This window comes from Streptococcus hyovaginalis DSM 12219, assembly GCF_000420785.1.
In the GTDB taxonomy this organism is placed as follows: Bacteria; Bacillota; Bacilli; order Lactobacillales; family Streptococcaceae; genus Streptococcus; species Streptococcus hyovaginalis.
The window spans coordinates 1-25372 of the sequence record NZ_ATVP01000009.1 but is presented as its reverse complement, the minus strand read 5'-3'; the positions used below and the strand labels follow the sequence as shown (position 1 = coordinate 25372).

Genomic DNA, 25372 nt, shown 5'->3' with positions numbered 1-25372 from the left:
TAAAAATGGAGGTGAGACACTTTGGCAAATATTAAATCAGCTATCAAACGCGCTGAACTTAACGTTAAACGTAACGAGAAAAACTCAGCACAAAAATCAGCTATGCGTACTGCAATCAAAGCTTTTGAAGCTAATCCAACTGAAGAGCTTTTCCGCGCTGCTTCATCTAGCATCGATAAAGCAAAATCAAAAGGTTTGATCCACGCAAACAAAGCTAGTCGTGATAAAGCACGCCTTGCTGCTAAACTTGGTTAATAAAATTTAAAAAGAACTGCCTTTCGGTAGTTCTTTTTTTACATCTTCCTTTAGTGCCATCAATGCCGATCGAATAAGCCATTATAAGAGAATTTCGAAGACAGTTCCTTTTGGCATGTTATCTTTAACAATGATTTTACCATTCATTGCCTCAACAATTTGTTTGGCCAAGGATAAACCCAAACCAAACCCTCCCGTTTGACGCGTTCTTGCTTTATCAATTCGGTAGAAGCGATCAAAAATCTTAGATTTATTTGTATCTGAGATACCAGGACCATTATCAGAGACCTTTATCATTAATCGCCGATCTTTATGTGATACCGCGATTGTAATCTCACCATCCTCTGCAGTATATTTTAATGCATTATCAAATAAAATAGTCATCAATTGCTTAATAAGCACCTTATCTGATTTTATGGTGTGCTCTAAAGTATTAGTAGATCGAAATTGTTTGCCACTTTCTTCTGCTATTAACTCATAATTATGGAAAATATCGTCAAAGAAAACGGGAGTGATAGGCTCTATTTTAGGATTAATGCCGTCATCTCGTCTTGCTAGATTCAGCAAATTGGTTGTCAATAATCGCATATTCCGAACCTCATCCAAACTGGCAGCAATGCTTTCACTATGCTCTAAAATTGTATCATTTGGTTTCCGAAATAAGGTTTCTAAACGGTTTTGCAAAACAGCCAGAGGGGTTCGCAATTCATGACTAGCATTTTCGACAAAGGCTTTTTGTTTCTCATAACTCGCAATAATAGGGCGCCGACTCCATTTAGCGAGATAAACGCTTGTTATTACCGAAATAAACCAAAAAATTATCATAACGCGAACAACTACCTGAACATAGCGATCGAAGGCTTCATCTAGCTGTCTCGTACTGGCTAAAAAACTAATGTAGCGGACTTGTGGATAGGCTAGATCCGAAACTTCTAATGTCAAGCTACGATAGGTCTCCGAGTGCCCATAGGCATTAAGAAGGTTCTTTTTGACAATACTATTAAGTTCTGATTTCTTCAGTCCTACGTAAGAAAATTCTGAGTAGGCATCAAAGGGATTCAAGATATTCCCATCGGCATCGTAAACAATCACATCTAATGCGGCTGCAAGGTTGTCGTTGGGATTTATTTTACCAGGATTGATAACCAGCGGTTCATCATAATCATCAGAAGTTACCACAGTGGTACGCGACATGGTCATCTGAATATAGGCTGGAACCACCGCTCTTGCTTTTTTTAAACTATTATCTGTCGAAGAATAAAGCCCTAGTCGCATGATCTGAATAATAATAATGGTCATCACCAAAAAGATAATCGTAAAAACAGCGGCAAAGTGAAGAAAGGGGTTAAAGTTATCTGATTTGATTTTCTTTTTTATGTATTTACGCATCTTTTAAAATATAACCAACACTTCTTAAGGTTTGCAGATTTTCTGTAAAGGTTGTATCTTTGAGTTTTTTCCGAATTTTAGACACATATACCTCAACAACAGAAATCGTTGTATCGCTATCAAAACCCCAAAGGCGGTCAAAAATTTGTGTTTTGGGCAAAATGACATTTTGATTTTGTAAGAAATACATGAGAAGATCAAACTCTTTGCCCAATAATTCCACTTCCTGACCATCAACCGTCACCTTATTAATAGCAGTATCCACAGTGATGTTACCGTATTCAATATTAGTATTGCTTAACTTTCCGGAACGTTTCAAAAGGGCTTGGATACGCATTTTCAACTCTTCTAAATAGAAGGGTTTGGTCAGATAGTCATCAGCCCCTAGCTCAAAGCCGTGCCCTTTATCATCTAAACTTTCCTTGGCAGTCATGATTAAAACGGGTGTCGTGATCCCTTTTTCACGCAACTCTTTGAGAACCTGGAAACCGTTTTTTTCAGGTAACATCAAATCAAGCAGGATTAAATCATAGACCCCCGATTCTGCTTCATAAAGCCCTTCTTCTCCATCGAAAACCTGCATGACATCAACAAAATCATCTAAAAAATCAAATACAGAATTGGATAAACTCAAATCATCTTCCACTAATAATAATTTTATCATCTTGTCTCTCCTTTTGGTAAACCTATTATATCTCAAAAACAAGATACCGACCACTACTCTCCTTAAAAAAGTATCCGCCAACCTGTTTCGTGGGATTATTAAGTATACTGTAGCAACTGTAACTTAAGATTACCTAAATTGAAAAACGCTATGAAACCTTTCAGGGAGAGTTTCATAGCGTTTCGTTTAAAATCTATGTTCTAAAAGAGTGATAGATATCGCTTCTTTTTCTTTAGCAATTAAGTCAATTCTCGCAGTGATTTCTTTAATCCCCATAGCAATATTACGGCTAAGTGCCATATCACTTAGTTGTGGTTCAAAGAAAGCTTTATACTCTTCTAAGGCTTGTGGAGTCTTAAAGATCCGTGACGGAATAATAACAAAAGCATCAAAACTCATATCTCCACCAAGAGCAGATTTAATCCAGTCCCAGTGATTTTTCGACCAATTCCAAACCGTTTCTTGTGCGAAGTCATGTTTTAATAAGGCAGCATACCAAGATGACAAATCTTGTGGTTTTACAATGTCCTTATTTTGTAGATAAGACAGAATCGCCTCCAGATGTTCCTCTGATTTAGTATAGGCCATCGCTTGAGTCAACTGACGTTTAAAGGTACCATCGTTTGTTTTAACATAGTAATCCGTATACTCAGCCAATAAATCATCAGATTCCGAAGTTTTAAAAGCATTAACCAACAAGGAGGTGCGAATCGCAGCCGGTATGGCTTCTAAATTACTATGATAATGTTCGAACAATCGATTGGCTTCCATCATGACTTCTGGATCTTTGGCCTCAATGAGATGTGCTAAAACGATCTGGCGAATCATCTCGTCCTCATCAGACTCGCCTTCATTTGGAAGGAAACCTAACCGTTGGTAGTGTTCATGGAAAATTTCGCGAACCAAGAGATGCTTAGCAGCTTCTTCTTCCGAACCCTCATCAATAAATTTATCCAATGTTTCAAGAATAGCGCTAATCGCCGCAATCACAACATAGGCATTGGTTTTGGCTAATCGTCTCAAGAGAGGGATCAAATCAGCAAATGAAATGCGTCCTCCCTCAGCTAGCAAGCGTCTTTCTTCAGCGACTTGTAACTGGCTAATAGCATCAAGAGCTTCCAATTCTAATAACACAGACTCTAAAACGTCACCTTTATAATGAGTGATATAATGAGCTGTATTTTCTGTGTTTAATCTCAAAGCCCCCTGATTCTGACTAGCTAACTCAGCATAACTAGGAATTACCACCTGAGCTTCTGTCAACATATCCGGTAAACCAGTCCAATTGCTGTTGAGTGGGATCTGCCAAAGTCGTCCAGCATCCTCCCCCTGACCAATGAAAAATTGCTCTTGACGAATCACCAACTGATCATCCACAACCTCAACTGATACTACTGGGTAGCCTGGTTGTTCTAACCATGAGTCCATAAAACTAGCGACATCTCTATCTGAGGCATCCGATAAGGCACGCCATAGGTCATATCCCACTGTATTTTGATATTGATGCTTCTTAAAGTAAGCACCTAAACCAGTTGCAAAAGCTTCATCTCCTAACCAGCGTCTCAGCATGTGCATCAAGCGACTACCTTTAGCATAAACAATGGCTGCATCAAAGAGAGTATTAATCTCGTCAGGATGATTGACTTGAACGTGGACCGATTGGACACCATCTGTTGCATCACGTTTTAAGGCATGTGGTACACCACTGGTCTGGAAATCTTCAAAGATATGCCAGTCAGGCTCAATAGCATCTATGGCCACATATTCCATCATATTAGCAAAGCTCTCATTTAACCAAAGATCATCCCACCATTTCATGGTTACCAAGTTACCAAACCATTGGTGAGCCAACTCATGGGCAACAACGAGGGCAACTTGTTGACGACTGGCAACGGTAGAGTTCTCATCAACAAGCAAGTAAATCTCGCGGTAAGTAATCAATCCCCAGTTTTCCATGGCTCCCGCTGAGAAATCAGGCAAGGCTAAATGATATGACAAAGGTATAGGATAGGCTACCCCAAAATACTCTTCATAAAAATCAATCACTCGTACAGCTATATCGAGCGCAAAATCTAATGATTTTAAAGAATGTGCCTTGGTTGAGAAGATGCCTACTTCTGTTCCATTTTTAGAAGTTTGGGTCTTCCCTTGGAGATCCCCAAATCCAAACGCTAGTAGATAAGACGACATGCGAGGTGTTGTCTCAAAGCTCCACACACCTGTTTCTTGTCGAAGTTCAGGATTGGCTTCAGGCATATTGGATAATGCAAGCTCGCCATCTTTTTGATCAAATTTTAAGGATAAGTCAAAAGTTGCTTTAGCTTCCGGTTCATCAATACAAGGAAATGCTTCACGAGCAAAATGACTTTCAAACTGAGTGGAAATGATTTCTTTTTTGACACCATTTTCAGTGTAATAAGAAGGATAAATACCTGTCATATTGTCCGTAATCTTACCAGAAAATTCGATGACAAGAGTCATGATGCCCGTTTCAGGCAAATCAATACGAACACATTCGTTATCATTATCAATAACAAAAACAAGAGGTTCATTATCAAGCTTTACAGATTCAATATGCAAATCTTTTTGATGCAAAGCCATTTGGTTGTCCAAAGCTTCACCACTAATGGCGACATTTCCTGAAAAAACCTTTTCATCACGATTTAAATCAAGAAACAGATTATAATTTTCGGGAATAAAGGTTTCAATTAAATGTTCTACTACTTTCATAAAACTCCTTACTGTCGGGGAAACGTCGTCCCCTTAGTAATATTCCACAGCATTCTTATCAAGTATCGTTAAGAATGCTGTGTTCTCAACAACGTCCTATCTGCAATCAAAACATAAAGGACGTTTTGTTGAACGCCCTTTATTATATCATATTTAATCTTATAATTCGATAATCTTACCAGTTTTTAGGTAAACGACCCACTCACAGATATTGCGTGCGTAATCTCCAATACGTTCTAGGTACATGAGCACCTGGAAATATTCTTTACCGGCAAATGCTGCCTCTGGATTCTGACGAATACTTTCAACAGCTTGATGCTGAATATTTCTAAAATATTCATCGATTTCTTCATCTTTGACAGCAACTTCACGGGCAATAGCATCATCACCTGTGATATAAGCATTCAAGGCATCTTCTAACATGCGCTTAACAGCTTTGCCCATTTTGCTGATTTCAGCTTCAACCTGAGGAACGCGCTCCTCACCTTTCATACGGATGGTTGCCTTAGCGATTGCTGAAGCATGATCTCCCATACGCTCAATATCATTTGAGGCTTTCAAAACGGTAATAACTGTTCTTAAGTCTTGCGAAACGGGTTGCTGTAAGGCGATAATTTCTAAAGATTTTTTCTCAAGCTTAGTTTCGTAATTATTGACAACTTCATCTTCATCAATAACTTCTTGGGCAAGGTCACGATCATGACTGACAAATGCACGAACACTTTTATTAATTTGTGCTAGTACTTCAGTCCCCATAGCGTAAAACTGGTTGTTTAATTTGTCTAATTCTTCTTCAAATTGTGTACGTAACATAGACACCTCTCTCTTTTATGGACTAGCCAAATTTACCTGTAATATAATCTTCTGTTTCTTTATGCGCTGGTTTCATAAACATGGTCTTGGTATCATTGTATTCTACCAACTCACCATCTAGGAAAAAGCCAGTTCGATCTGAAATTCGCGATGCTTGCTGCATTGATCTTGTCACAACAACCAAAGTGTAATCCTCTTTAAGACCATAAAGGGTTTCTTCGATTTTTCCTGCTGATATTGGATCAAGAGCAGATGTTGGCTCATCTAGCAAAATAATACGCGGACTAGTTGCCAAAACACGAGCAACACACACACGTTGCTGTTGTCCTCCAGATAAACCAAGTGCTGAATCGTTAAGACGATCCTTGACCTCATCCCACATGGAAGCACCGATCAATGATTTCTCAACTGCTTCATCTAGAATAGCTTTATCTTTGATACCTTTGATACGTAGCCCATAGACAATATTTTCATAAATCGACATTGGGAATGGATTGGGTTGTTGGAAAACCATTCCGATTTCCTTACGAAGATCTACAGTATCTGTTCTTGGGCTATAGATATTATGCCCATCATAAGTGATGGAACCAGTTAAAGACCACTCTGGATTTAAGTCTCCCATACGATTGATGGAACGAAGCAAGGTTGATTTTCCAGATCCTGAAGGGCCAATGAGGGTTGTAATTTCCTTAGGAAAAATATCGATAGAGACGTTATTTAAGGCCTTTTTCTTTCCATAGTAAACGGACAAATCACGAACTTGTAAAATAGGTTCTGTCATATCTTTCCTTTCTTATCCAAATCGACCAGATACGTAATCACTTGTTGACTGTAACTTGGCATTTTGGAAAATATTTTTTGTTTTATCATACTCAATCAAATTTCCAAGATAGAAGAATCCCGTGTAATCACTAGCACGAGCTGCTTGTTGCATATTATGGGTAACAATGATAATGGAGTAATTCTTTTTCAACTCAAACATGGTTTCTTCCAATTGCATAGTGGCAATTGGATCCAAGTTAGAAGCAGGCTCATCCATCAGGAGGATTTCTGGTTTAACAGAAATGGCACGGGCAATACAAAGTCGTTGTTGCTGACCACCTGACAAGGTAAAAGCAGACTTATGCAAATCATCCTTGACTTTATCCCAAAGTCCTACTTGTTTCAGTGATGTTTCAACGATTTCATCAAGAACTTTTCGATCTTTCACACCTGCACGCTCATGGGCAAAGGTGATATTATTGTAGATTGATTTGGCGAATGGGTTTGGTCTTTGAAATACCATTCCGATGTGTTTGCGCATTTCATAGACATTAATCTCAGATGCGTTAACATCAATACCTTGATACATAATTTCACCAGTAACTTTGGCAATATCAATGGTATCATTCATACGATTCAAACTTCGTAGGAAAGTTGATTTGCCACATCCTGAAGGTCCAATCAAAGCAGTGATTTTATTTTTTTCAAATTGCATATCAATTCCCTTGATAGCCTCATTTTTACCATAATAAACATGGAGATCATTTGTTGATAAAATGAGGTTTTCTTCTGGAAATGTAATGATATGTCTTTCATCCCAATTATATTCAGACATGTTAACTCCTTAGCACTTAGACAGATGTTAATTTAGCGTGTAGTTTCTTACCAATATAACGTGCGGACACATTGAAAATCAAAATAAAGATAAGTAACACTGCTGCTGATCCTGCTGAAACCAATGTCGCATCTGGAATAGTTCCTTCACTATTTACTTTCCAGATATGAACAGCCAATGTCTCAGACTGACGGAATGGTGAAATTGGACTCGTAACACTTAGAGGGTTCCAGTTTGACCAGTCTAGAGCAGGCGCTGATTGTCCCGCAGTATAGATCAAGGCAGCCGCCTCACCAAAGATACGACCAGAAGCAAGCACAATCCCTGTAACAATACCAGGTAAGGCTTCTGGAATAACCACATGGAGAATCGTTTCCCAACGAGACAAAACTAAGGCAAGACCTGCTTCACGTTGGGTATGGTGTACCGTCCGTAAGCTATCTTCAACTGTACGCGTCATTTGAGGGAGGTTAAAGACTGTCAAGGCTAAGGCACCTGAGATGATTGAGAAACCATATTCAAATTGTACAACAAAGATCAAGTATCCGAACAAACCAACAACTACTGATGGCAAAGAAGACAAGATCTCAATACAAGTTCGAATGAAGTTCGTTAATCGTCCTGCTTTTGCATACTCAGCCAGGTAAATCCCTGCCCCTGTAGAAAGCGGAATTGAAATGATCAAGGTCGTCACCAAAAGGAAGAAAGAATTATATAGCTGAATCCCAATTCCTCCTCCTGCTTTATAGGAAGACGATTGACTTGTTAAGAATGACCAACTGATGTGTGGCAACCCACGTACCAAGATAAAGATAATGAGAGATGCCAAAATCGTTACAATAATTCCTGCAATGGTATATAACAAACCAGTTGCTAATTTATCCATTTTTTTAGCGTTCATAATTTCTCTTTCTTTCTCTCGTAATAAACTTAACTAGGGTATTAAAGGCTAGACTCATCAAAAGTAGAACAAGAGCCAGAGACCATAGCACATTATTTTGCACTGTTCCCATAACGGTGTTACCGATTCCCATGGTTAAGACAGACGTTAAGGTTGCAGCTGGAGTTGTCAAAGAAGTTGGGATAACCGCTGAGTTACCAACAACCATTTGAATAGCCAATGCTTCCCCAAAAGCGCGAGCCATCCCAAAAATGATGGCCGTAAAAATACCAGGACGTGCAGCATTTAAAACAACACGCCAAATGGTTTGCCAACGCGTTGCTCCCATAGCCAAGCTCGCTTCGCGGTAATGTCTAGGAACGGCGCGCAAACTATCCGTTGTCATGAAAGTTACCGTAGGCAAAATCATAACAAATAAAACGAAAACCCCTGATAAGATACCAAAACCGGTTCCTCCAAAGATAGAGCGCACAAATGGGACAACGATTTGCAAACCAATGAAACCATAAACAACTGACGGAATACCTACCAACAACTCAACTGTGGGTTGAAGGATTTTACGACCGTACTTAGGTGAAATCTCTGTCATGAAGACCGCTGCTCCTATTGCAAATGGTGTTGCAATTAAAGCTGATAAAATGGTTACCATAAACGATCCCATAATCATTGGGAGAGCCCCTAAAAGAGGATTACCATCTGGGCCCTTGACACTTGGTTGCCACTCTTTCCCGAAGAGGAAATCAAAAATATTGATACCGTCAACGAAGAATGTTGACAGGCCTTTTTGTGCCACAAAAATTAAAATCATTGCGACAATAAAAACAATTAAGGCAAGACACAAAAACGTAATAATCTTACCAAATTTCTCGAGACGAGAATTTTTAGAAGGTGTCACTAATTGCTTAGCTAGTTCCTGATTCTTCATCTTAGCTCCTTTATTTTGCTGATACTGTGCCATAGGCAGTTTTTTCAACTTTCATGTCATTCATTGGTATATAACCCATGGCTGTTACAACATTATTTTGAACCTCATCTGACATCATATACGTCAAAAACTCTTTCGTAAGACCAGTTGGCTGACCTTTGGTATACATGTGCTCGTAAGCCCAAATTGGCCAATCATTTGTCGCTACATTTTCAGGTGTAGGGTCAAAACCATTCAACTTCATCGTTTCAACAGAATCATCTAAGTAAGCAAAGGCAAGATAAGAAATGGCACCTGGTGTTTGAGAAACGATTGATTTTACCATCCCATTTGAATCTTGCTCTTGACTTTGTTTAGCATTGGTTCCATCCATGATGATGCTATCAAATGTCGCCCTAGATCCAGAACTAGCTGCTCGGTTGATGATCGAAATCTCAAGATCGTCGCCACCTACTTCTTTCCAATTGGTAATCTTACCAGAAAAAATATCTCTTAACTGTTCTGTTGTTAAATCATTAACTGTGACTTCCTTATTGACAATAACAGCCAATCCCGCAACAGCAACACGGTGATCGACTAATTTAGAAGCGTCGATACCATCTTTTTCTTCAGCGAAAACATCGCTATTTCCGATTTGAACAGCCCCTGATTGTACCTGTGAAAGGCCAGTTCCAGATCCTCCACCTTGAACATTAATGGACTTCCCAAGATTCTGTTTACCAAATTCATCAGCTGCTGCTTCAACCAATGGTTGTAAAGCTGTAGAACCAACTGCTGTTGATGTTTCTCCTTTATCAATCCAACTAGCACAGCCAGATAGTGTAAGGAGTGTAAGTGCAAGAAATCCCATTAAAGTGAGAAGCTTCTTCTTTTTCATTTTTTTCCTCCGACAAGCGAAATCAATTATCAGTAGTGACCTGTGGCTAATCTTGCACACAAAGGCACTCACCAAAACATTATAACAAGAACTTGTTTAACTTTCTAAATTTTATTTTTAATTTGTATTCAATAACAGTTAGGTTTTGTATCTCAACCCTTTAGGGTAGTAATTTTTCAATTGAGAGCCTACAACTTTCGCAAATCCCAGTCCATTCCCATTCACAACCACTTGATACCAACCATTTGCATAGGCTTTTTCTAAAGTCAAAGGATTTCCAGCTACATAGTCCTTAAACTGTTCTATGCCAATTTCAATTTTCTGGCTGACTTCTTCTGGTGAAAGGGCTAAACCTAAAGCAAAAGATGGCTCAAATCGTTTCTTTTTAAAGGTCCCTAAATGCAAGCCATTTCGGGCAATCTTGAGCTGCGATAAATCCGGTAACCCGTCTGGCAAGTCATACAGATTATCGCCAAAAGTTTGTAAGTTAGTCCCTAAATCACTCTGTAAGACTTCATTTTTAAAAGAAGACCACAGGCTTTGTTGCTCATCTGTCAGACGTACTTGTTTCTGCTTCTGTTTCCGTCTTCCTTGGCTTTTCGATAAAGACGAGGAAGTTCTTGTATCCTTCAATTTGGCAACAAATTGTCCTTCGCCTGTAAAGTGATGAGGATACATGCGGACGGTTCCTAGTAACAAAGGTGACGGAGTCATACCATTCACAGCATCTATAGGCACCAATTCGAGATAATCAAAACTTGTGACTAACCAATTAACAACATCTTCATTTTCTTCAGGAGACCATGTACATGTGGAGTAAATCAATTCTCCTCCAGGAGCTAACATCGTAACTGCATCTGCTAATATTGACTTTTGAAGTTGTGACAGTTCTTTAGGATAATCCTGATGCCAATATTTCACAGCATCTGGATCTTTCCGAAACATTCCCTCGCCTGAACAGGGACCATCAAAAACAATCATATCAAAATAATCTTTAAAGGTTGACGCTAGCCTTTCAGCAGACTCGTTGGTTACAAGGACATTTCTCGCTCCAAAACGTTCGACATTCTCAACTAGGATTTTACTCCGTTTAGTATTGATTTCATTACTGACCAGTAGTCCCGTATTGTTTAAGTAACTTAACAAGTGTGTTGTTTTACCACCTGGTGCAGCAGCTAAGTCTAAGACCTTCATACCTTCTTTTGGTTGAGCAATTTGCCCAACCATCTGTGCTGCAGGTTCTTGTGAATAGACTAGCCCTGTAGCATGTTCTATCGATTTTCCAGAGATCTTACCATAGTATCCCCACAGAGTATTAGGAATCGGATCTGAAAAACTTTGCTTTCCTTGTTTCAAAGGGTTCACACGAAAGGCAGGCACAGGAGAGTCATCAAATGTTTCAATGAATGTTTTGAACTCATCCCCCAATAAAGCCTGATACTTTTTTATAAATTGACTCGGTAATTCCATAGTTTCTATTATATCAAAATCGACCAAGAGGCTCACCTAAAGTAGCTTGTCACAGCTATTAATGAACCTTTTCTTGAATCATTCCTGTTTCTAATTTGGGAATAAACATGACTTTTTGACGTGTTGTAAAATCTGGTTTTTCCCCGTTTACAGTTAACAACTGATAGCCTAATGCTTCTCCCATAATAATAGCAGCCGCATAATCCCATGGCGCAATATTGGAAAAATAAGCAAACAGCTTACCACTCATAACCTGGGCCATGCTAATACCAGCGCCACCATATATGCGAACTCCCAAGGCAGTGTTGGTAAGGTCGCGAATATGCGCAGTGTTTTCTAAATACATCTGCGCATTAACGCCAACTAAAGAGCGTTTGAGCGGTCTCGGTTCATACGGTAACAAAGCTTTCTCATTAGCAAACACAGGGAATTCTCCGCCGCCTCGATAGAGAATGTCCTGCATGACGTCTAGTATCAAACCAAACTTGCCAATACCATCTTCATAATAGGCTATCATAACTGCAAAATGATCGCGTTGCGCAATGAAATTAACAGTACCATCGATTGGATCTAAAACCCAAACATTACCGTCTGAAATGGTGTGAGCGACATCATCTTCTTCAGCCAAGAAGTGATCTTCTGGATACTGCTCTTGGATGCGGCTTATCATCAAAGTCTGACATTCTTTATCCAAACTGGTAACAAGATCAGTTTGATCTGTTTTTTCTTCAATATCAAAGGCATCTTCCATACGATTTTTGATAAATTGACCGGCTTCTCTAATCACTCTTTGAGCGAAATGGTATCTATTTTCCAAAACTCACCCACCCTTCCGGTTGTGCTTTTGCAGCCTGAATAGCGCAATAACATGAATAACCACTTGCCTGCTCAAACGCTTTATCAAGACGTTTTTCCTCCCCTTTAGATGGCACAACTTGCTTAAAGGTACGATAAGCGTCTAACAATTTACTGGCAGAAACCTTTGCTTCGTATGCTTTTTCAACATGATTAAAAAAATGGAGTACTGAAGTCATCTCTTCAGTACTCCAGGTTAGATCTAACGGGTAGGTATAATTATCCTTAGGCATGTTTCCCCTCAATTTCCGCACGAATAGTCGCTTGACGCAACTCTTGCTTGCGATAGTCACGTGGTAAGAAAGCACGAATTTCATCTTCATTAAATCCAATTTGCATACGCTTAGTATCCATGATAATCGGACGGCGCAATAAACTTGGATTTGACGCGATCAAGTCAATTAATTCTGAGATAGAGAGATCATCGACATCAACATCTAGCTTTTGGAAAACTTTAGAGCGCGTTGAAATAATATCCTCTGTACCATTCTCAGTGAAAGATAAAATAGACATCAATTCTTCCTGAGAAAGAGGACTAGTGATAATGTTATGCTCTTCATAGTTAACGTCGTGCTTCTCCAACCACGCTCTGGCTTTACGACAACTCGTACAACTTGGTGATAGAAATAATGTAATCATTCTTTGCCCCATTTAATCAATCTACTTGTTTTTATTATACAAAAAATAACTGCTCTTGGCTATGCTTTTCACCAATTAATCGCAATTTCTTGATCCCTACAAAGTTGTTCGACAAGCTCATCAATGCCGTTAAATTTTTCCATCTCACGAATTTTTTCCAGCCAAAAAATTTCAATCGTTTCTCCGTAGATATCTCCCGCAAAATTAAAGATGTGGGCTTCTAAACGCAACTCTGTGCCACCAAATGTCACATTTTTACCGATACTGGTCATTGAGCGATAGCGTTGTCCCTTAACAGTAACATCAGTGACATAAACCCCATCTGATGGGATATGTGTACGATCAATGGGAGCTAAATTAGCTGTCGGGAAACCAATCGTTCTTCCCCTAGCATCGCCATGTACAACAATTCCACGCGTCGAAAAATCATACCCTAACAACCGATTTGCTTCGGAAATGTTCCCTGAAGCTATTAAATCACGAATACGAGTTGAGCTAATTTTGTGACCATCGTCTGTCACTTCATCGATGGTAATCACATTGCCCTCAAAATTTCTGGATAAGTAATCTGCATCTGTGCGATTATGACCGAAATGATAGTCAAAGCCAACAATAATAGTTTCAGGATTGAGTGATTTGATATAGGTTGCAATAAAATCATCAGATGATATTTTTGCAAAATCACTAGTAAAGTTCATCAAATAAAGTCTATCGACACCATAAGTTTCAAACATAGCATAGCGTTTTTCAGGGTAGGTCAGGTGTTGCAATAGGTCGGGTGTGAATCTGCTAAAAGCTAATTTAGGCGACTCAAGAAAGGTCAATACGACAATATCTAAATGACTCTCTCTAGCCACTTCCTGGGCTTTATCAAAAAGCGCCTTATGTCCAAGATGCAGAGCATCGAAATACCCCAGCACAAGGACCGTTTTTTGAGGTTCCACAATGTCTTGATGATTCTTAATGTAGTTTATTTTCATGATATAAGTACTTTCTTAGGTTTGTAGTATTCTCCTCTTTTCTCCAAAATCGCAACGACTTTTCCCTGATGAAAACCTGCTACGATTTCTTCCTGTGCCTTGATGGTAATAAAACGACCAAAAGTAACTTCTTTGACTTCATCTGCACTCAGTTCAACTGAACCCAAATTGGTCAAACCATCCTCAATTGGTAGCAAGAAGGAAAGGTCATTCTGTTCACACTTATTGCTGATCTCTTCTAGAGAGTAGGCCTCTTCTAGCTGTAATCCCGCAGAGGCTGTCCTTTGTAGCTGAGACATATGACTGGCTAATCCCAAGTGTTTCCCTAGGTCTACAGCAAGTGTTCTGACGTAAGTTCCCTTACCACAGCTTACTTTAAAATGAAATGAGACAGTGTCCCCTTCTCTGACAAGTGGAGTCGTCCGTAAAAAAGATTTAATGGTCACTTGACGTTCTGGGCGTTCAACATTTTCACCAAGGCGAGCATACTCATACAACTTTTTCCCTTTTACTTTCACAGCGGAATACATGGGAGGGATTTGCGTGATATCCCCTTCAAAATGAGACATGGCTTCATCAATCTCTTTTTCCGTGAGACTATTTGGTACCGGTGTTTTCGCAACAATATCACCACTGGCATCTTCTGTCGTTGTTGCAAAACCGAGAACAATCTGCCCTTCGTACACCTTTCCGGAATCTGTCATATACTCAATAATGCGTGTCGCTTTTCCAACAGCAATAGGCAAAACTCCCGTAACATCCGGATCCAGAGTTCCTCCATGGCCAATCTTCTTTTCCTGGAGAATTTTTCGCAGTCTAAAGACTGCATCATGACTGGTCATGCCAGCTTCTTTTTTCAAATTAATAATTCCATTAACCATAACTGTCATTATAACACAAACTATATGCTGACACTTGGTATTTTTCTCAAGTTGACTCAGACAAGAAATGATAAGGGACTGCAAGTCTCTTATATGGCTATTTTAAAATAAAGCATTACAAACAGAATAAGACCAGGCCTAAGACCCCGTCTTATTTTAGCATGACTGTTAAACATCGCGATTGAAATCAGTATCTATAGCACGAAAATCCTGAATTTCTTGAACGTACTCCAGGACGCCCTCAAATTCACCAGCCGCATTGCGGACAGCAGCGTAAGTGATATGAACAAATAGATCACGTTTATCAGATTTAAACCACATGGTGACCTTGTCTTTTTTCCCTGTTTTCAAGAGAGTTAAGACCTTCTTAACTTTTTCAAGAACTCTAGGTGGGTGACAAAGTTCTACGTGACGCCCAATTTGACTCGGATTTCGTTTAAAGATCATCTCTTCTGTAGGAACATAGTCATTATAATATTGGAAAATATCATCTTTATTAACGAAGGTAATTTCCATTGGTAAATGATTTAAGATCAAATTAGCTTGTTCCACTGATAAGTAACCATTGCCAAATGCCTGCGGGGTATGTCGGTCACCGACCTCCTTATTCTTTTTAGGAGCAAAACTTATCGTAAAGGTACCAATTTCTGTTTCCAGTGTTGTCATTTGTCCCGATTCATCTTGTCCTGATTGCCCCTTACCTATCATAGACGTTGGAGCATCTGCCTCAACAAAACTTTGACGCTCAGGTTGCCATTTTTGTGTCGGTTTAATAATAGCATAGCCATACTGATCACTTTTATCTGCTATGGCCAACCAATCATCTTGAGTGAAAGTCTCTAACAGAATCATCAGTAAAATAGATTCTTCCTTAAAAATCATCTCTTCAAATTCATTGGCAAAAGTTTCAAAAGCTGTTGTCACAGAAAGGAGATCTGCCTTATTAGCTAAAGTGTCCAACTTGGTTTGAAAAACATAAAACAAATCACGAATATCATCATCCACACCCCACATCACTTTTGGAGGCGCATCGTGACCATAGCGCTCCATGATGGGAAAGAACAATTCTTCTTTGCGTGTATAATGTTGGTCAAACTGGGCTAACAATTTTGTCTGATGGCGCAGTCCTTTAACTAACTGATCCCAAATTGTCATATTTTCAGGATCAGATAGATTGGATAAGATTCGTCTCACCCTCAACAAGGCAGATCTAAGCGCAAGATTTTCTTGCTTAAACACATAGACGGGATGGCCTTCTTGATCAACATCAGCTACTGCCACGTCTGCAACAGCCCCTTTAAAAAGATTGGCATGGACATTACAGAGACTCATAATATCCTCAAAAGTTATCCCTGTATCTGATGACATCAGCTCATGCTCCATCATGGAAATTTCTAAAGCAGAAACCCCTGAAAAATGCTGATTAAAACGCTCTTGAACGGATTCTGGAGAACTACCATGGTGTAAATCCAGTAGAATATTTTTTAGTATTTCAATACGCTTACTTGGCATCTTTTTACTCCTTCACCTCATATCCATTAGCAAATAGTGTGGCCTTAATATCATTTAGAGGAATGTTAGCAAGACGCGATCCCGTTTTTAAACTGGTTACTTTACCAACTGTTGCAAGCATAGCTGGATTATTTAATGGTTTAAATCCGAGCCCTACCAAAATGTCTTTTAATTCAGGGTGTTCTTCTAACACTTCTGCTATGGGTTGGGACAAATCAATACAATTATCCAATCGCCTTCTCCTTTAGTATTTAAATACTTCTTAACTATCTAACGCTTCAAACTGACTTCTCATCGTGGGATTTTTGCGTGTCAATTTTTTTACTGATACATCATCAAGTTTATTGTTTGCTAATCGCAACTGATTTTCACTTGTCGTAAGAGCGGCTTTTACAGCCTCCATACGCTTAATGGCCTTATCAATTTCATCGATAGCTTTCTTGAAATTCTTACTTGCTGACTGGTAATTTTTAGCAAAGGCATTTTTAAAGGTGTTTAAATCTTCTTCAAAATGCGTAATGTCAATATGCTGTTCTTTGACCAAGGCCAACTCTTGTTTGTATTGTAATGAATTTAAGGCTGCATTACGTAACAAGGTGATAATAGGAATGAAAAATTGTGGTCGAACAACGTACATTTTAGGATAGGCGTATGATACATCGACAATACCATTATTATATAGCTCGTTGTCCATTTCTAATAAAGATACTAAAACCGCATACTCACAGCGCTTTTCCTGTCGGTCTTTATCCAATTCCTTGAAAAAGTGCTCGTTTTTCTTTTTAGTAGACGTCTCATCAGCCTCGTTTTTCATCTCAAACATAATCGAAATGATTTCAATGCCGTTCTCATCATATTCACGATAAATATAGTCACCTTTTGAACCTGATGTGGCATCATTATCTTTTCCAAACTGCGCTTTAGGAAAAGCGGTCATACGCAAGCGATTAAACTCATACTCACAGTGTTGTTCAAGGCTCTCACCAATCATTTTGGTGGATTGTTTGGCTTTAAAATCTTTATAATAGGCCAACAACTCATCTTTTTGAGCAAGTTCAGTTTGAAATTGACTCACTAATGCTTGTTTGTCTAATTCTTGTTTTTGCTCTTGTAAAAGCAATTGATTTCTTAACTGATCTTTCTCTTGTTGTAAAAGCGCTAATGCTTCCTGCTTTTCTTTGTCTTTCTGCAAAGTAATTTGCTGCAACTCAGCTGATAATTTTTGGTTTTCACTCTCTTTACTTGCCAAAGTTTGAGCCAAAGATAAAGCGTGTTCAGAGGCTAACTTATCGAGTTGTTGCTGTAACTCTTGAACGTCTTTATCACGCTCTGACCGTAATGTCTGCACTTTTAATGCTTCTTGCTGTTCAAAACTATCCAATTGATGCTGTAGAGTCGTGATGACTTCATCTTTCTGCCCCAATTGTAGTTGTAACTCATTTTTAGACTGCTCTTCCAGCAATTTTCGTTCCGATGACAACCGTTCAAGCAAATCATGCTCAAACTCTTTGGTTCGTACTTGTTCCAATAATTGATGATACTCAGTGTCATTAATACTAAACAGTGTCTGACAATGAGGGCATTTGATTTCGTTCATGTATCATTATCCTTTGTAAATGGGAAATGGGGCAATAATCATTTAAAACAAGGAGCGTCTCACATCATCTTGAATATGTTGCCACTCCTGATGAGCCCGCATCGTTTTTCGATTATAATCTAAAAGCCCTTTAAGATAGCGCCCAATGGCATAATCTTGTTTGACTAATGGAATAATGGGAATCGGGATTTCTTTAATTTCTTTTGTCGAAAGATTAATAACAGCCTTACCATGATTGGTTGTTTCTAAATAATGATTCCCAACATCAGATTCAAAGAAAAATTTCAAGTAATAGCCACGTACTTTTTCTTTCGGCCTGACGATTGTAATGTTAGAAGAAGCTACCACTGGACCCATATCCGCATCAAAAACAGCCACCTTAATTTGGGTTCCCTTTGAGGCAATTAATAAGTCTCCCTTTTCCAAAAGATAGCGAGAAACCGACCTGGCATCCTCATCATAAGTTTTCAAATTTGAATAATCAATCTCGCCAGACTTAATATCTACAATATTAATAACAGCAATACGGTCACCCTCTGCCTTGGAGGAAACAGCTCTCCCTTTAAATATAGTTGTCAATTCTTTTAGTTTGCGGGTATTATTTGGCTCGGGCTCATTTCCAAATATAGACACGGCTTCTCCTATCTCTTTACTAAGTATTTGTATTCTAATACAAAACCCTTCTTTTTTCAAGCAAAAAACCAGACATAATCTGGTTTTTAGACTATAAACCTGGATGTAGGTCAAATAGATTTTTCAGACGAGAATAAGCCAATTCTTCACCCACGAAAAAGATATGATCACCTGATTTGAGAACTTCATAAGGACTAGGTGATAATAATAAGGTATTATCACGTTCGATACCTACAATTGTTGCTCCTGTTTGATGCCAAATATTCAAATCCCGTATTGACTCTTCAAGATGATTCGCATCATCTGTTAAAATCACTTCATAGGGTGTAAAAGGGTATTTACGGCTAACGGATTGACTTTGCAATAAAAATTCATCAACCAAATCGGTTAAATCAGCTAGATTTTCTTCTTGCTTTTGGATATTCTCCCTGATTTTATTTTTTAGCATCGCAGCAGAGTGGGTTGATTCATAATTACTAAGAAAGGCTTCCGCCTTTTCCTTAGATAATACAATGGCACCACTTCCATGTTTTAGGGTTAATATCTGCATATCCGCCAGGATATTTAATCCTTTTCTCGCTGTTTCTGGAGAAACGTTAAAAGTACTGGCTAGAGTAGAGCGGGATTTTAACTTTTCTCCCACCTCATAGTCACCATCTGCAATGCGTTTTGCGACGGCAACGGCTACCTGTTGGTACTTCGAGCTCCTTACCTCTGAGTTAACTCTCCGCATATTCTTCACCTCCGCGTGAGATTTTACCATAGGTAAGCCACCTTGAAAATAGAAATGTTTTTAATATTTCATTTTAACATTAAAGGGCTGGGATATCCTTCCCAACCCTTCCACAACACATTACTAAGATAATTAACCTAAAAATTAATCTGCAACAACGACATCGCCATCTGAAGATGCTGTGTAAGTGACTTCGCTATTGTCTTCCTGATCAATAGCATCTTTAGCTTGAGCTTTTTTCTCAGAAGCATATTGTTTTGCTTCTTCTGTTTTTTCAGCTGTGAATTCTTTAGCATCTTTAGCTTTCTCAGCTGTGAATTCTTTAACATCTTTAGCTTTCTCAGCTGTAAAATCTTTGGCATCTGAAGCTTTCTCAGCTGTAAAATCTTTAGCATCTGAAGCTTTTTCTGAAATGTACTCACCTGCTTCAGATGATTTTTCAGAAATATACTCACCTGCCGTTTGAGCAGCTTCTTTTGTACGCTCATAACCAGCTGCAGTCGCTTCTTTAGCTTTTTCGTAGCCAGCTTCCACACGGTCCTGAACGGTTACAGATGATGCTTCATACTCTTCACGAGACATGATGTCAACAACATTAACATTCACTTCAACCACTTTAAGGTGTGTCATAACCTCAACGTTTTGAGCAACGATGGCTTTGATCCCTTCGGCGATTGATGGAATATCTTTGCCATATTCAACAATGATATCAAGATCAGTAGCGACTTCTTCTTTACCAACTTCAACATTGACACCAGTTGTCACATCATCAGAGTTAACTAATTTGTCTTTCACGTTAGCGAAAAATCCACCGCTGATAGCTAATAATCCATCAATGTTTTCAAGAGCATGTCCAACGATTTTCTGAATTACTTTTTCATCATAAGTTACTGTACTTTTAATTTCAGACATAATACTTACCTATTTCTAATTTTGATTATTTTTTAAGACCGTCAATAGCGCCTTTAACAGCGTCTTTAGCATCAGCTAGTTTTTCTTTGACACTGCCAGATGCTTTTTCAGTCTTACCTTCTGATTCTGTGCGCTTGTCTCCAGTTAATTTACCAAGACCTTCCTTGACACTTCCAGAAACTTGTTCCGCTTTAGCATTGAATTTTTCTTCAGACATATTAGTTCCTCCACTTATCTCTCTTGGTTATTTTACGCGTGGCTCACGATTTTCTTGAACACGGTCAACACCATTACTTACTGCACCTTTAGCATTATCATATTGGTTTGATACAAATTCAGTTGTAGCTTGTGCACCACTTGTCACTCGATCTTGAAGACTTACAGAATCAGCTTCATGTTGTGCACGAGTTTTGATATCAACAACGTTAACATTGACTTCAACAACGTCAAGATCTGTCATCTTAGTGATTTCATTTTGGACAACTTTTTTAATTTGGTCAAAGATTGTTGGAACGTGTTGCTGGTATTCAACAACAGCATCCAAATCAACTGCAACCTGTTTTGTACCAACTTCAACATTAACACCATCAGTGACATTGTTTGTGTTAACCAATTTGTCCTTGATGTTTGAGAAGAAGCCACCATTGACAGCAAGAAGACCATTAACATGCTCCACTGCAAGACCAACGATTTTCTCAATCACTTTATCTTCGTAGGTCAATTGACCACGTACAGACTTTGGATCAACTGGGTTGTTATTTACTTTGTGATTTTCTACCATAATAAATTCCTCTTTCTATTTTTACCACATTTTAAAAGGTAATCTTATTTAAAATTTTCGAAAAAACGATCGATTAGGCCTGTTTCTTGGAGATAGTAGCCCGCAAATGTACCAGCTACAACCAGAATAAGCACCAACAATGTTTTAAAGAAGCCAAATGTCACTAGCAGAAGTGCTAAGAAGAAAGCTAACCCTCCACCAATGATGGGGTATTTATACTTTTCAAATAATTCCATACTCACTCCTACTCTACACGCCCTTTAAGTGTTTGACGCTCCTCAACAACATCCTTAACCTTAACTGCAAAGTCAACATCGTGTTCCACACCAAAGAATGCTTTAAGTCCTGTTTCCAGATCCTTTTTAAGCTGTTCGGTGTTTGCAATCACGTTAGTACGTGGAACGACTTGCCCTTTAACATCAACTTTGAATTTCTTTTTGTAGAGGTTAGCTGTCACACGAGGATTTTTCATCAATCCTTCAGACTCTACTAAGCTCTTTACATAACCTTCAACAGCTGATTTTTTCAGTTTCAACTTACCTTGGTTATCTGCCAATTCTACTTCACTATAACGACGAGGGAAGAAGATAATGACAAAGATTCCAACTAGAACAACAACAAATAAGATAACTGAAACCCATAAGAAATACTGTGCCAGAGCTTCTCTAAACCAAAAGTTTGGACGCCAACTAACTGGTAACCAAGCTAGGGCTGGTAAACGAAGTACCCGTTGATTGAGAACAATAACATAAGCAAGTATTGTGAGGAGCACTAACCCGATGAGGCTGTAGATAATTTTCAATCCTTTTGCCATAACGTCTCCTTATAATAGATTATTTTGTTTTTGCAAGCACAAATGATACAACGATAACAACAATCACAGCACCAAGAATTGATGGAACAAGTGCCATACCAGCTAAGCTTGGACCCCAAGCGCCAAAGAGTGATTGACCAACCCAAGAACCAACGATACCAGCTGCGATGTTAGCGATCCAACCCATTGAACCACCTTTTTTAGTGATAGCTCCTGCAACAAGACCGATAAGTGCTCCAACGATAAGTGACCATAATAACGACATAATATAAACCTTTCTATTCACATCTCTATGTGAGTCCAACAGATACTTCATTAGAAGTATCACAACAATTAAATAAATAAGTTTTTCTCGAGAATTGGTCAAAGTGACTATTTTATAAATTAAGTGATTGTGTAATATAACGATTTAGATTTGTTGATCAAACCAAGAAAACGTTTCCTATGCTTCTGAATCAGCATTTCTAAAACTGACCACATCTCATTTAACTTATATTGTTATTATACAATATTCTATCCGAAATACAATATATATGCTTGAAATTTTTAAAATTTTTTTGATATATTACTTTTTTGTCTGTCACATGGCATTTTTTCCTCTAATATATTGTCTTTCTAAAATATCAAAACAAATCGATCAAGCCTACTACCCTCATAAACAAGCTAAAATTCAAGAAAAAAAGCCCCAAAACATGGCCTAAAGACGCGGTTATAGGAGCTGATTTCCAAATCAGAAATAACTAAATTGATAAAGTCTACCAGACTTATCTTCTATATAATGTAATAATGTAGCACTTGATAATGCACTTGTTTCACTTCATTATCACTGATATTATGATTTCTTAGTAATAGGTGCTACTGAGGCCAATAGTTTTTTGAGCCCCACTTCTGGGAATTTGATTTTTAATTCTTGGGTTGAACCTGAACCAGACACTTCTAAAACAGTGCCATCGCCCCATTTTTTGTGATGGGCAATATCGCCGATTTGCCAGTTGGTGTCACTTGTTTCGGATTTAGCCGCCTGCCCAAAGGGCACGGGACCGCTTGCTCCTGTAGCTTTAGTAAAAGGCTGACCAGTTGAACGTGGCTGTGCTTGGACTTTTCGATCCTGCAGAGCCTGTGACAAACTCATACCTTGTCCAAACTGTGTTGAGCTCTCTTTGGTGTATTTGACACCGAATGATGAGTTAGCTGGACGAGCCAAGCCTTGGTATTGTAACAACTCATCTGAAATCTCTCTCAAGAAACGACTAGGACGATTATAAGAAGTCTTACCAAAGAGGGTACGCGTATTGGCATTGGTCATAAAGAGGACTTCTTCCGCACGGGTAATACCAACATAAGCCAAACGACGTTCTTCCTCCAGTTCATCTGGATCTTCTGCAGCCCGCGACAGTGGAAAGACACCTTCCTCCATGCCGATCAGAAAGACAACAGGGAATTCCAAACCTTTGGCTGCATGAAGGGTCATTAAGGTTACTTCAGCAGCTTCTTCATTACCGTCATCTGTGTCAGCAATCAAGGCCAAGTCATTTAAGAAACGACCAAGTTTGTCAAGACCAGACTCATCTTCAGGCCCATCTTCGTTAGTTTCATCAAAGTTTTTGGTTACAGAGAGAAACTCTTCGATATTTTCAATGCGAGCCTGACTTTCTAGCGTGTTTTGTATTTGCAAAGTCTCTAGATATCCAGATTTTTCCAAAACAGCTTCAACCAGTTCAGTGATGCTGTACTTGTCCAAGTCAGATCGAAGATTTAAGAGAAGATTGGCTAAGTCCCAAACTGCCTGAGCAGCTTTTCCTTTGACACCTGAGAGCATGATTTGTTCGGACGCATCAAGGAGACTCATGTTTTGAATATTTGCAAAGCTACGGATCTTTTCCAAGGTTCCAGGACCAACACCACGCTTAGGTTCATTGACAATACGCTCATAGGAAATGTTATCCGCTGTATTAGCAATGACATTTAAGTAAGAAATTACATCACGAATTTCCTTACGACTGTAGAACTTGGTACCACCGACCATGGTATAAGGAATGTTAGACTTGAGCAGAGCTTCCTCAATGGTACGCGATTGGGCATTGGTGCGATAAAGCACGGCAAAATCCTTAAAATTTTTGCCCAGTTCACGCGCCATATTAGAGATGGTCGACGCCACAAAAACTGCCTCATCTTGTTCGTTATTGGCGCGATAATAAACCAGCTGATCCCCATCCGCATTTTGTGTCCAAAGTTTTTTAGGACGACGATTACGGTTATTGTTAATGACTTCATTGGCAGCTTGCAGAATTTTCTTGGTCGAACGGTAATTTTCTTCAAGTAAAACCACTTTGGCTTCTGGGTAATCTTTTTCAAAGTCCAAGATATTCTGCATGTCAGCCCCACGCCATCCGTAGATGGATTGGTCCGCATCCCCAACCACACAGATGTTTTTGAATCGTGAAGCTAATAATTTTACGAGCTGATACTGGGCATGGTTGGTATCTTGATACTCATCCACATGAATGTACTGGTAACGCTGCTGGTAGTAGGCAAGCACATCAGGATGTTGATCAAAAAGACGCAAAGTCATCATAATCAAATCATCAAAATCCATGGCTTCAGAACGTCTTAGCTCTTCCTGATAAGCCTTATAACATTTGGCAACAATTTGCGTGTACATATCGCCAGCCTGCATCTCATAAGCCTTTTCATCTAAGAGATCATTTTTAGCATTTGAAATCGTTCCTAAAATGCTTCTTTCATTCCAGTTTTTAGGATCTAAATTAAGATTCTTGAGAATACGCTTCATGAGCGTGCGCTGCTCACCTGGATCTACGATAGTAAAGTTACGGTTGTAGCCAATATGATCAGCTTCCCGACGTAAGATACGTACACACATGGAGTGAAAGGTCGCAATCAAAGTATCTTGGGTGGCTGGATTAAGTGCCATAGCACGCTCTCTCATCTCACGCGCTGCCTTATTGGTAAAGGTGATAGCGAGGATATTCCAAGGATTGACAAACTTTTCATCAATTAAATAAGCAATGCGGTGGGTCAATACACGAGTTTTTCCTGAACCAGCCCCTGCCATTATTAAAAGCGGTCCTTCTGTAGTCTGCACCGCTTCAGCCTGACGATCATTCATACCATTTAATAAAGGATTCATAAGGTCCTCTTTCTTTTTGTAAAATCACACTCTATTTTATCATGTTTGAGAAAGAATTACACTCACTAATGACAGATCCCTTTCTCTAAAATGTAGCGTTACAATAGATGTGAGACTTCTAGAAGTCAAAAAGAAGATTCCCTGATATGATAAGAGTACCACGACTCATCAAAAAGGAATCTTCTCATGACTAGTATATCACAAAATCTTCGCTATTTACCACATACTCTAGAAACACGTTACCACGCGGTTAAAACCTACCAAAA

27 protein-coding genes and 1 pseudogene are annotated in these 25372 nt (G+C 38.9%); 1 reads left to right on the top strand and 27 read right to left on the bottom strand.

The window, feature by feature from the left end:
* The first annotated feature begins 21 nt into the window (after positions 1 to 21).
* Positions 22 to 255 (top strand): 30S ribosomal protein S20, encoded by a 234-nt coding sequence (gene rpsT, locus G574_RS0107320; RefSeq protein ID WP_017769147.1) that lies wholly within the window; start codon positions 22 to 24, stop codon positions 253 to 255.
* Positions 256 to 336: 81 nt separating this feature from the next.
* Here rpsT and G574_RS0107315 read toward each other — a convergent pair whose 3' ends face one another.
* The 27 genes and pseudogenes from G574_RS0107315 to pcrA all read right to left on the bottom strand — a co-directional run bounded on the left by G574_RS0107315 (position 337) and on the right by pcrA (position 25106).
* Positions 337 to 1644 (bottom strand): sensor histidine kinase, encoded by a 1308-nt coding sequence (locus tag G574_RS0107315; RefSeq protein WP_029691621.1) that lies wholly within the window; start codon positions 1642 to 1644, stop codon positions 337 to 339.
* Positions 1637 to 2308 (bottom strand): response regulator transcription factor, encoded by a 672-nt coding sequence (locus G574_RS0107310; RefSeq protein ID WP_029691620.1) that lies wholly within the window; start codon positions 2306 to 2308, stop codon positions 1637 to 1639. Before G574_RS0107310 ends, G574_RS0107315 begins: the two co-directional genes overlap by 8 nt.
* A 186-nt stretch (positions 2309 to 2494) precedes the next feature.
* Positions 2495 to 5038, bottom strand: a complete 2544-nt coding sequence (locus G574_RS0107305; protein ID WP_029691619.1) for a M1 family metallopeptidase — start codon at positions 5036 to 5038, stop codon at positions 2495 to 2497.
* 159 nt (positions 5039 to 5197) lie between these two features.
* Complete coding sequence (gene phoU / locus G574_RS0107300) at positions 5198 to 5851, bottom strand: phosphate signaling complex protein PhoU (protein WP_029691618.1); 654 nt, start codon at positions 5849 to 5851, stop codon at positions 5198 to 5200.
* A gap of 22 nt (positions 5852 to 5873) precedes the next feature.
* Entirely contained in the window at positions 5874 to 6632 is a 759-nt protein-coding gene (pstB, locus tag G574_RS0107295) for a phosphate ABC transporter ATP-binding protein PstB (protein ID WP_029691617.1), read from the bottom strand.
* Positions 6633 to 6644: 12 nt separating this feature from the next.
* The gene (gene pstB / locus G574_RS0107290; RefSeq protein WP_029691616.1) at positions 6645 to 7448 is read right to left on the bottom strand and encodes a phosphate ABC transporter ATP-binding protein PstB; all 804 of its coding nucleotides are present in this window, start codon (positions 7446 to 7448) and stop codon (positions 6645 to 6647) included.
* Between the two features lie 16 nt (positions 7449 to 7464).
* Positions 7465 to 8349, bottom strand: coding sequence for a phosphate ABC transporter permease PstA (pstA, locus tag G574_RS0107285; RefSeq protein WP_029691615.1), 885 nt, complete (start codon positions 8347 to 8349; stop codon positions 7465 to 7467).
* On the bottom strand, positions 8339 to 9274 hold the full coding sequence (gene pstC / locus G574_RS0107280) for a phosphate ABC transporter permease subunit PstC (RefSeq protein ID WP_029691614.1): 936 nt from the start codon (positions 9272 to 9274) through the stop codon (positions 8339 to 8341). Before pstC ends, pstA begins: the two co-directional genes overlap by 11 nt.
* A gap of 10 nt (positions 9275 to 9284) precedes the next feature.
* The gene (locus tag G574_RS0107275) at positions 9285 to 10151 is read right to left on the bottom strand and encodes a phosphate ABC transporter substrate-binding protein PstS (protein ID WP_029691613.1); all 867 of its coding nucleotides are present in this window, start codon (positions 10149 to 10151) and stop codon (positions 9285 to 9287) included.
* A 138-nt stretch (positions 10152 to 10289) separates the two neighbouring features.
* A complete protein-coding gene (locus G574_RS0107270; RefSeq protein WP_029691612.1) occupies positions 10290 to 11621 on the bottom strand; it encodes an RsmF rRNA methyltransferase first C-terminal domain-containing protein in 1332 nt (443 codons plus the stop codon).
* A 58-nt stretch (positions 11622 to 11679) separates the two neighbouring features.
* Positions 11680 to 12438, bottom strand: a complete 759-nt coding sequence (locus G574_RS0107265; RefSeq protein ID WP_029691611.1) for an inositol monophosphatase family protein — start codon at positions 12436 to 12438, stop codon at positions 11680 to 11682.
* Complete coding sequence (locus G574_RS0107260) at positions 12428 to 12709, bottom strand: UPF0223 family protein (RefSeq protein ID WP_029691610.1); 282 nt, start codon at positions 12707 to 12709, stop codon at positions 12428 to 12430. Before G574_RS0107260 ends, G574_RS0107265 begins: the two co-directional genes overlap by 11 nt.
* Positions 12702 to 13115 carry a Spx/MgsR family RNA polymerase-binding regulatory protein gene (locus tag G574_RS0107255; RefSeq protein WP_017769134.1) on the bottom strand — a complete coding sequence of 138 codons (414 nt, stop codon included), beginning with the start codon at positions 13113 to 13115 and terminating at the stop codon, positions 12702 to 12704. Before G574_RS0107255 ends, G574_RS0107260 begins: the two co-directional genes overlap by 8 nt.
* 68 nt (positions 13116 to 13183) lie before the next feature.
* Positions 13184 to 14095, bottom strand: coding sequence for a bifunctional riboflavin kinase/FAD synthetase (locus G574_RS0107250; RefSeq protein WP_029691609.1), 912 nt, complete (start codon positions 14093 to 14095; stop codon positions 13184 to 13186).
* Positions 14092 to 14976, bottom strand: coding sequence for a tRNA pseudouridine(55) synthase TruB (truB, locus tag G574_RS0107245; RefSeq protein WP_029691608.1), 885 nt, complete (start codon positions 14974 to 14976; stop codon positions 14092 to 14094). Before truB ends, G574_RS0107250 begins: the two co-directional genes overlap by 4 nt.
* A 168-nt stretch (positions 14977 to 15144) precedes the next feature.
* The gene (locus tag G574_RS0107240; protein ID WP_029691607.1) at positions 15145 to 16488 is read right to left on the bottom strand and encodes a DUF438 domain-containing protein; all 1344 of its coding nucleotides are present in this window, start codon (positions 16486 to 16488) and stop codon (positions 15145 to 15147) included.
* A 4-nt stretch (positions 16489 to 16492) separates the two neighbouring features.
* Complete coding sequence (locus G574_RS0107235; protein ID WP_029691606.1) at positions 16493 to 16720, bottom strand: DUF1858 domain-containing protein; 228 nt, start codon at positions 16718 to 16720, stop codon at positions 16493 to 16495.
* Positions 16721 to 16750: 30 nt separating this feature from the next.
* Entirely contained in the window at positions 16751 to 18085 is a 1335-nt protein-coding gene (locus G574_RS0107230) for a DUF2130 domain-containing protein (protein ID WP_029691605.1), read from the bottom strand.
* A 42-nt stretch (positions 18086 to 18127) separates the two neighbouring features.
* Positions 18128 to 18718: a restriction endonuclease subunit S gene (locus G574_RS0107225; protein ID WP_051130550.1), complete on the bottom strand. Its 591-nt coding sequence runs from the start codon at positions 18716 to 18718 to the stop codon at positions 18128 to 18130.
* A gap of 91 nt (positions 18719 to 18809) precedes the next feature.
* Positions 18810 to 19451: a GntR family transcriptional regulator gene (locus G574_RS0107220; RefSeq protein ID WP_029691603.1), complete on the bottom strand. Its 642-nt coding sequence runs from the start codon at positions 19449 to 19451 to the stop codon at positions 18810 to 18812.
* A 423-nt stretch (positions 19452 to 19874) separates the two neighbouring features.
* Positions 19875 to 20363: pseudogene (locus G574_RS12020) on the bottom strand (Asp23/Gls24 family envelope stress response protein); the annotation flags it as partial.
* Positions 20364 to 20388: 25 nt separating this feature from the next.
* Entirely contained in the window at positions 20389 to 20580 is a 192-nt protein-coding gene (locus G574_RS0107210) for a CsbD family protein (protein ID WP_017769125.1), read from the bottom strand.
* 27 nt (positions 20581 to 20607) lie between these two features.
* Positions 20608 to 21144 carry an Asp23/Gls24 family envelope stress response protein gene (locus G574_RS0107205; protein ID WP_029691601.1) on the bottom strand — a complete coding sequence of 179 codons (537 nt, stop codon included), beginning with the start codon at positions 21142 to 21144 and terminating at the stop codon, positions 20608 to 20610.
* A gap of 44 nt (positions 21145 to 21188) precedes the next feature.
* Entirely contained in the window at positions 21189 to 21380 is a 192-nt protein-coding gene (locus tag G574_RS0107200) for a DUF2273 domain-containing protein (protein WP_029691600.1), read from the bottom strand.
* An 8-nt stretch (positions 21381 to 21388) separates the two neighbouring features.
* Complete coding sequence (gene amaP / locus G574_RS0107195) at positions 21389 to 21958, bottom strand: alkaline shock response membrane anchor protein AmaP (protein WP_029691599.1); 570 nt, start codon at positions 21956 to 21958, stop codon at positions 21389 to 21391.
* A gap of 19 nt (positions 21959 to 21977) precedes the next feature.
* Complete coding sequence (locus G574_RS0107190; protein ID WP_017769121.1) at positions 21978 to 22223, bottom strand: GlsB/YeaQ/YmgE family stress response membrane protein; 246 nt, start codon at positions 22221 to 22223, stop codon at positions 21978 to 21980.
* A gap of 567 nt (positions 22224 to 22790) precedes the next feature.
* Positions 22791 to 25106, bottom strand: coding sequence for a DNA helicase PcrA (pcrA, locus tag G574_RS0107185; protein WP_029691598.1), 2316 nt, complete (start codon positions 25104 to 25106; stop codon positions 22791 to 22793).
* Between the last annotated feature and the right edge of the window lie 266 nt (positions 25107 to 25372).

Excerpts from the sequence above, each read along its gene's own strand:
- G574_RS0107315 (WP_029691621.1), bottom strand. The coding sequence starts at position 1,644 with ATGCGTAAATACATAAAAAAGAAAATCAAATCAGATAACTTTAACCCC.
- G574_RS0107310 (WP_029691620.1), bottom strand. The coding sequence starts at position 2,308 with ATGATAAAATTATTATTAGTGGAAGATGATTTGAGTTTATCCAATTCT.
- G574_RS0107305 (WP_029691619.1), bottom strand. The coding sequence starts at position 5,038 with ATGAAAGTAGTAGAACATTTAATTGAAACCTTTATTCCCGAAAATTAT.
- phoU (WP_029691618.1), bottom strand. The coding sequence starts at position 5,851 with ATGTTACGTACACAATTTGAAGAAGAATTAGACAAATTAAACAACCAG.
- pstB (WP_029691617.1), bottom strand. The coding sequence starts at position 6,632 with ATGACAGAACCTATTTTACAAGTTCGTGATTTGTCCGTTTACTATGGA.
- pstB (WP_029691616.1), bottom strand. The coding sequence starts at position 7,448 with ATGTCTGAATATAATTGGGATGAAAGACATATCATTACATTTCCAGAA.
- pstA (WP_029691615.1), bottom strand. The coding sequence starts at position 8,349 with ATGAACGCTAAAAAAATGGATAAATTAGCAACTGGTTTGTTATATACC.
- pstC (WP_029691614.1), bottom strand. The coding sequence starts at position 9,274 with ATGAAGAATCAGGAACTAGCTAAGCAATTAGTGACACCTTCTAAAAAT.
- G574_RS0107275 (WP_029691613.1), bottom strand. The coding sequence starts at position 10,151 with ATGAAAAAGAAGAAGCTTCTCACTTTAATGGGATTTCTTGCACTTACA.
- G574_RS0107270 (WP_029691612.1), bottom strand. The coding sequence starts at position 11,621 with ATGGAATTACCGAGTCAATTTATAAAAAAGTATCAGGCTTTATTGGGG.
- G574_RS0107260 (WP_029691610.1), bottom strand. The coding sequence starts at position 12,709 with ATGCCTAAGGATAATTATACCTACCCGTTAGATCTAACCTGGAGTACT.
- G574_RS0107255 (WP_017769134.1), bottom strand. The coding sequence starts at position 13,115 with ATGATTACATTATTTCTATCACCAAGTTGTACGAGTTGTCGTAAAGCC.
- G574_RS0107250 (WP_029691609.1), bottom strand. The coding sequence starts at position 14,095 with ATGAAAATAAACTACATTAAGAATCATCAAGACATTGTGGAACCTCAA.
- truB (WP_029691608.1), bottom strand. The coding sequence starts at position 14,976 with ATGGTTAATGGAATTATTAATTTGAAAAAAGAAGCTGGCATGACCAGT.
- G574_RS0107240 (WP_029691607.1), bottom strand. The coding sequence starts at position 16,488 with ATGCCAAGTAAGCGTATTGAAATACTAAAAAATATTCTACTGGATTTA.
- G574_RS0107230 (WP_029691605.1), bottom strand. The coding sequence starts at position 18,085 with ATGAACGAAATCAAATGCCCTCATTGTCAGACACTGTTTAGTATTAAT.
- G574_RS0107220 (WP_029691603.1), bottom strand. The coding sequence starts at position 19,451 with ATGCGGAGAGTTAACTCAGAGGTAAGGAGCTCGAAGTACCAACAGGTA.
- G574_RS0107210 (WP_017769125.1), bottom strand. The coding sequence starts at position 20,580 with ATGTCTGAAGAAAAATTCAATGCTAAAGCGGAACAAGTTTCTGGAAGT.
- G574_RS0107205 (WP_029691601.1), bottom strand. The coding sequence starts at position 21,144 with ATGGTAGAAAATCACAAAGTAAATAACAACCCAGTTGATCCAAAGTCT.
- G574_RS0107200 (WP_029691600.1), bottom strand. The coding sequence starts at position 21,380 with ATGGAATTATTTGAAAAGTATAAATACCCCATCATTGGTGGAGGGTTA.
- amaP (WP_029691599.1), bottom strand. The coding sequence starts at position 21,958 with ATGGCAAAAGGATTGAAAATTATCTACAGCCTCATCGGGTTAGTGCTC.
- G574_RS0107190 (WP_017769121.1), bottom strand. The coding sequence starts at position 22,223 with ATGTCGTTATTATGGTCACTTATCGTTGGAGCACTTATCGGTCTTGTT.
- pcrA (WP_029691598.1), bottom strand. The coding sequence starts at position 25,106 with ATGAATCCTTTATTAAATGGTATGAATGATCGTCAGGCTGAAGCGGTG.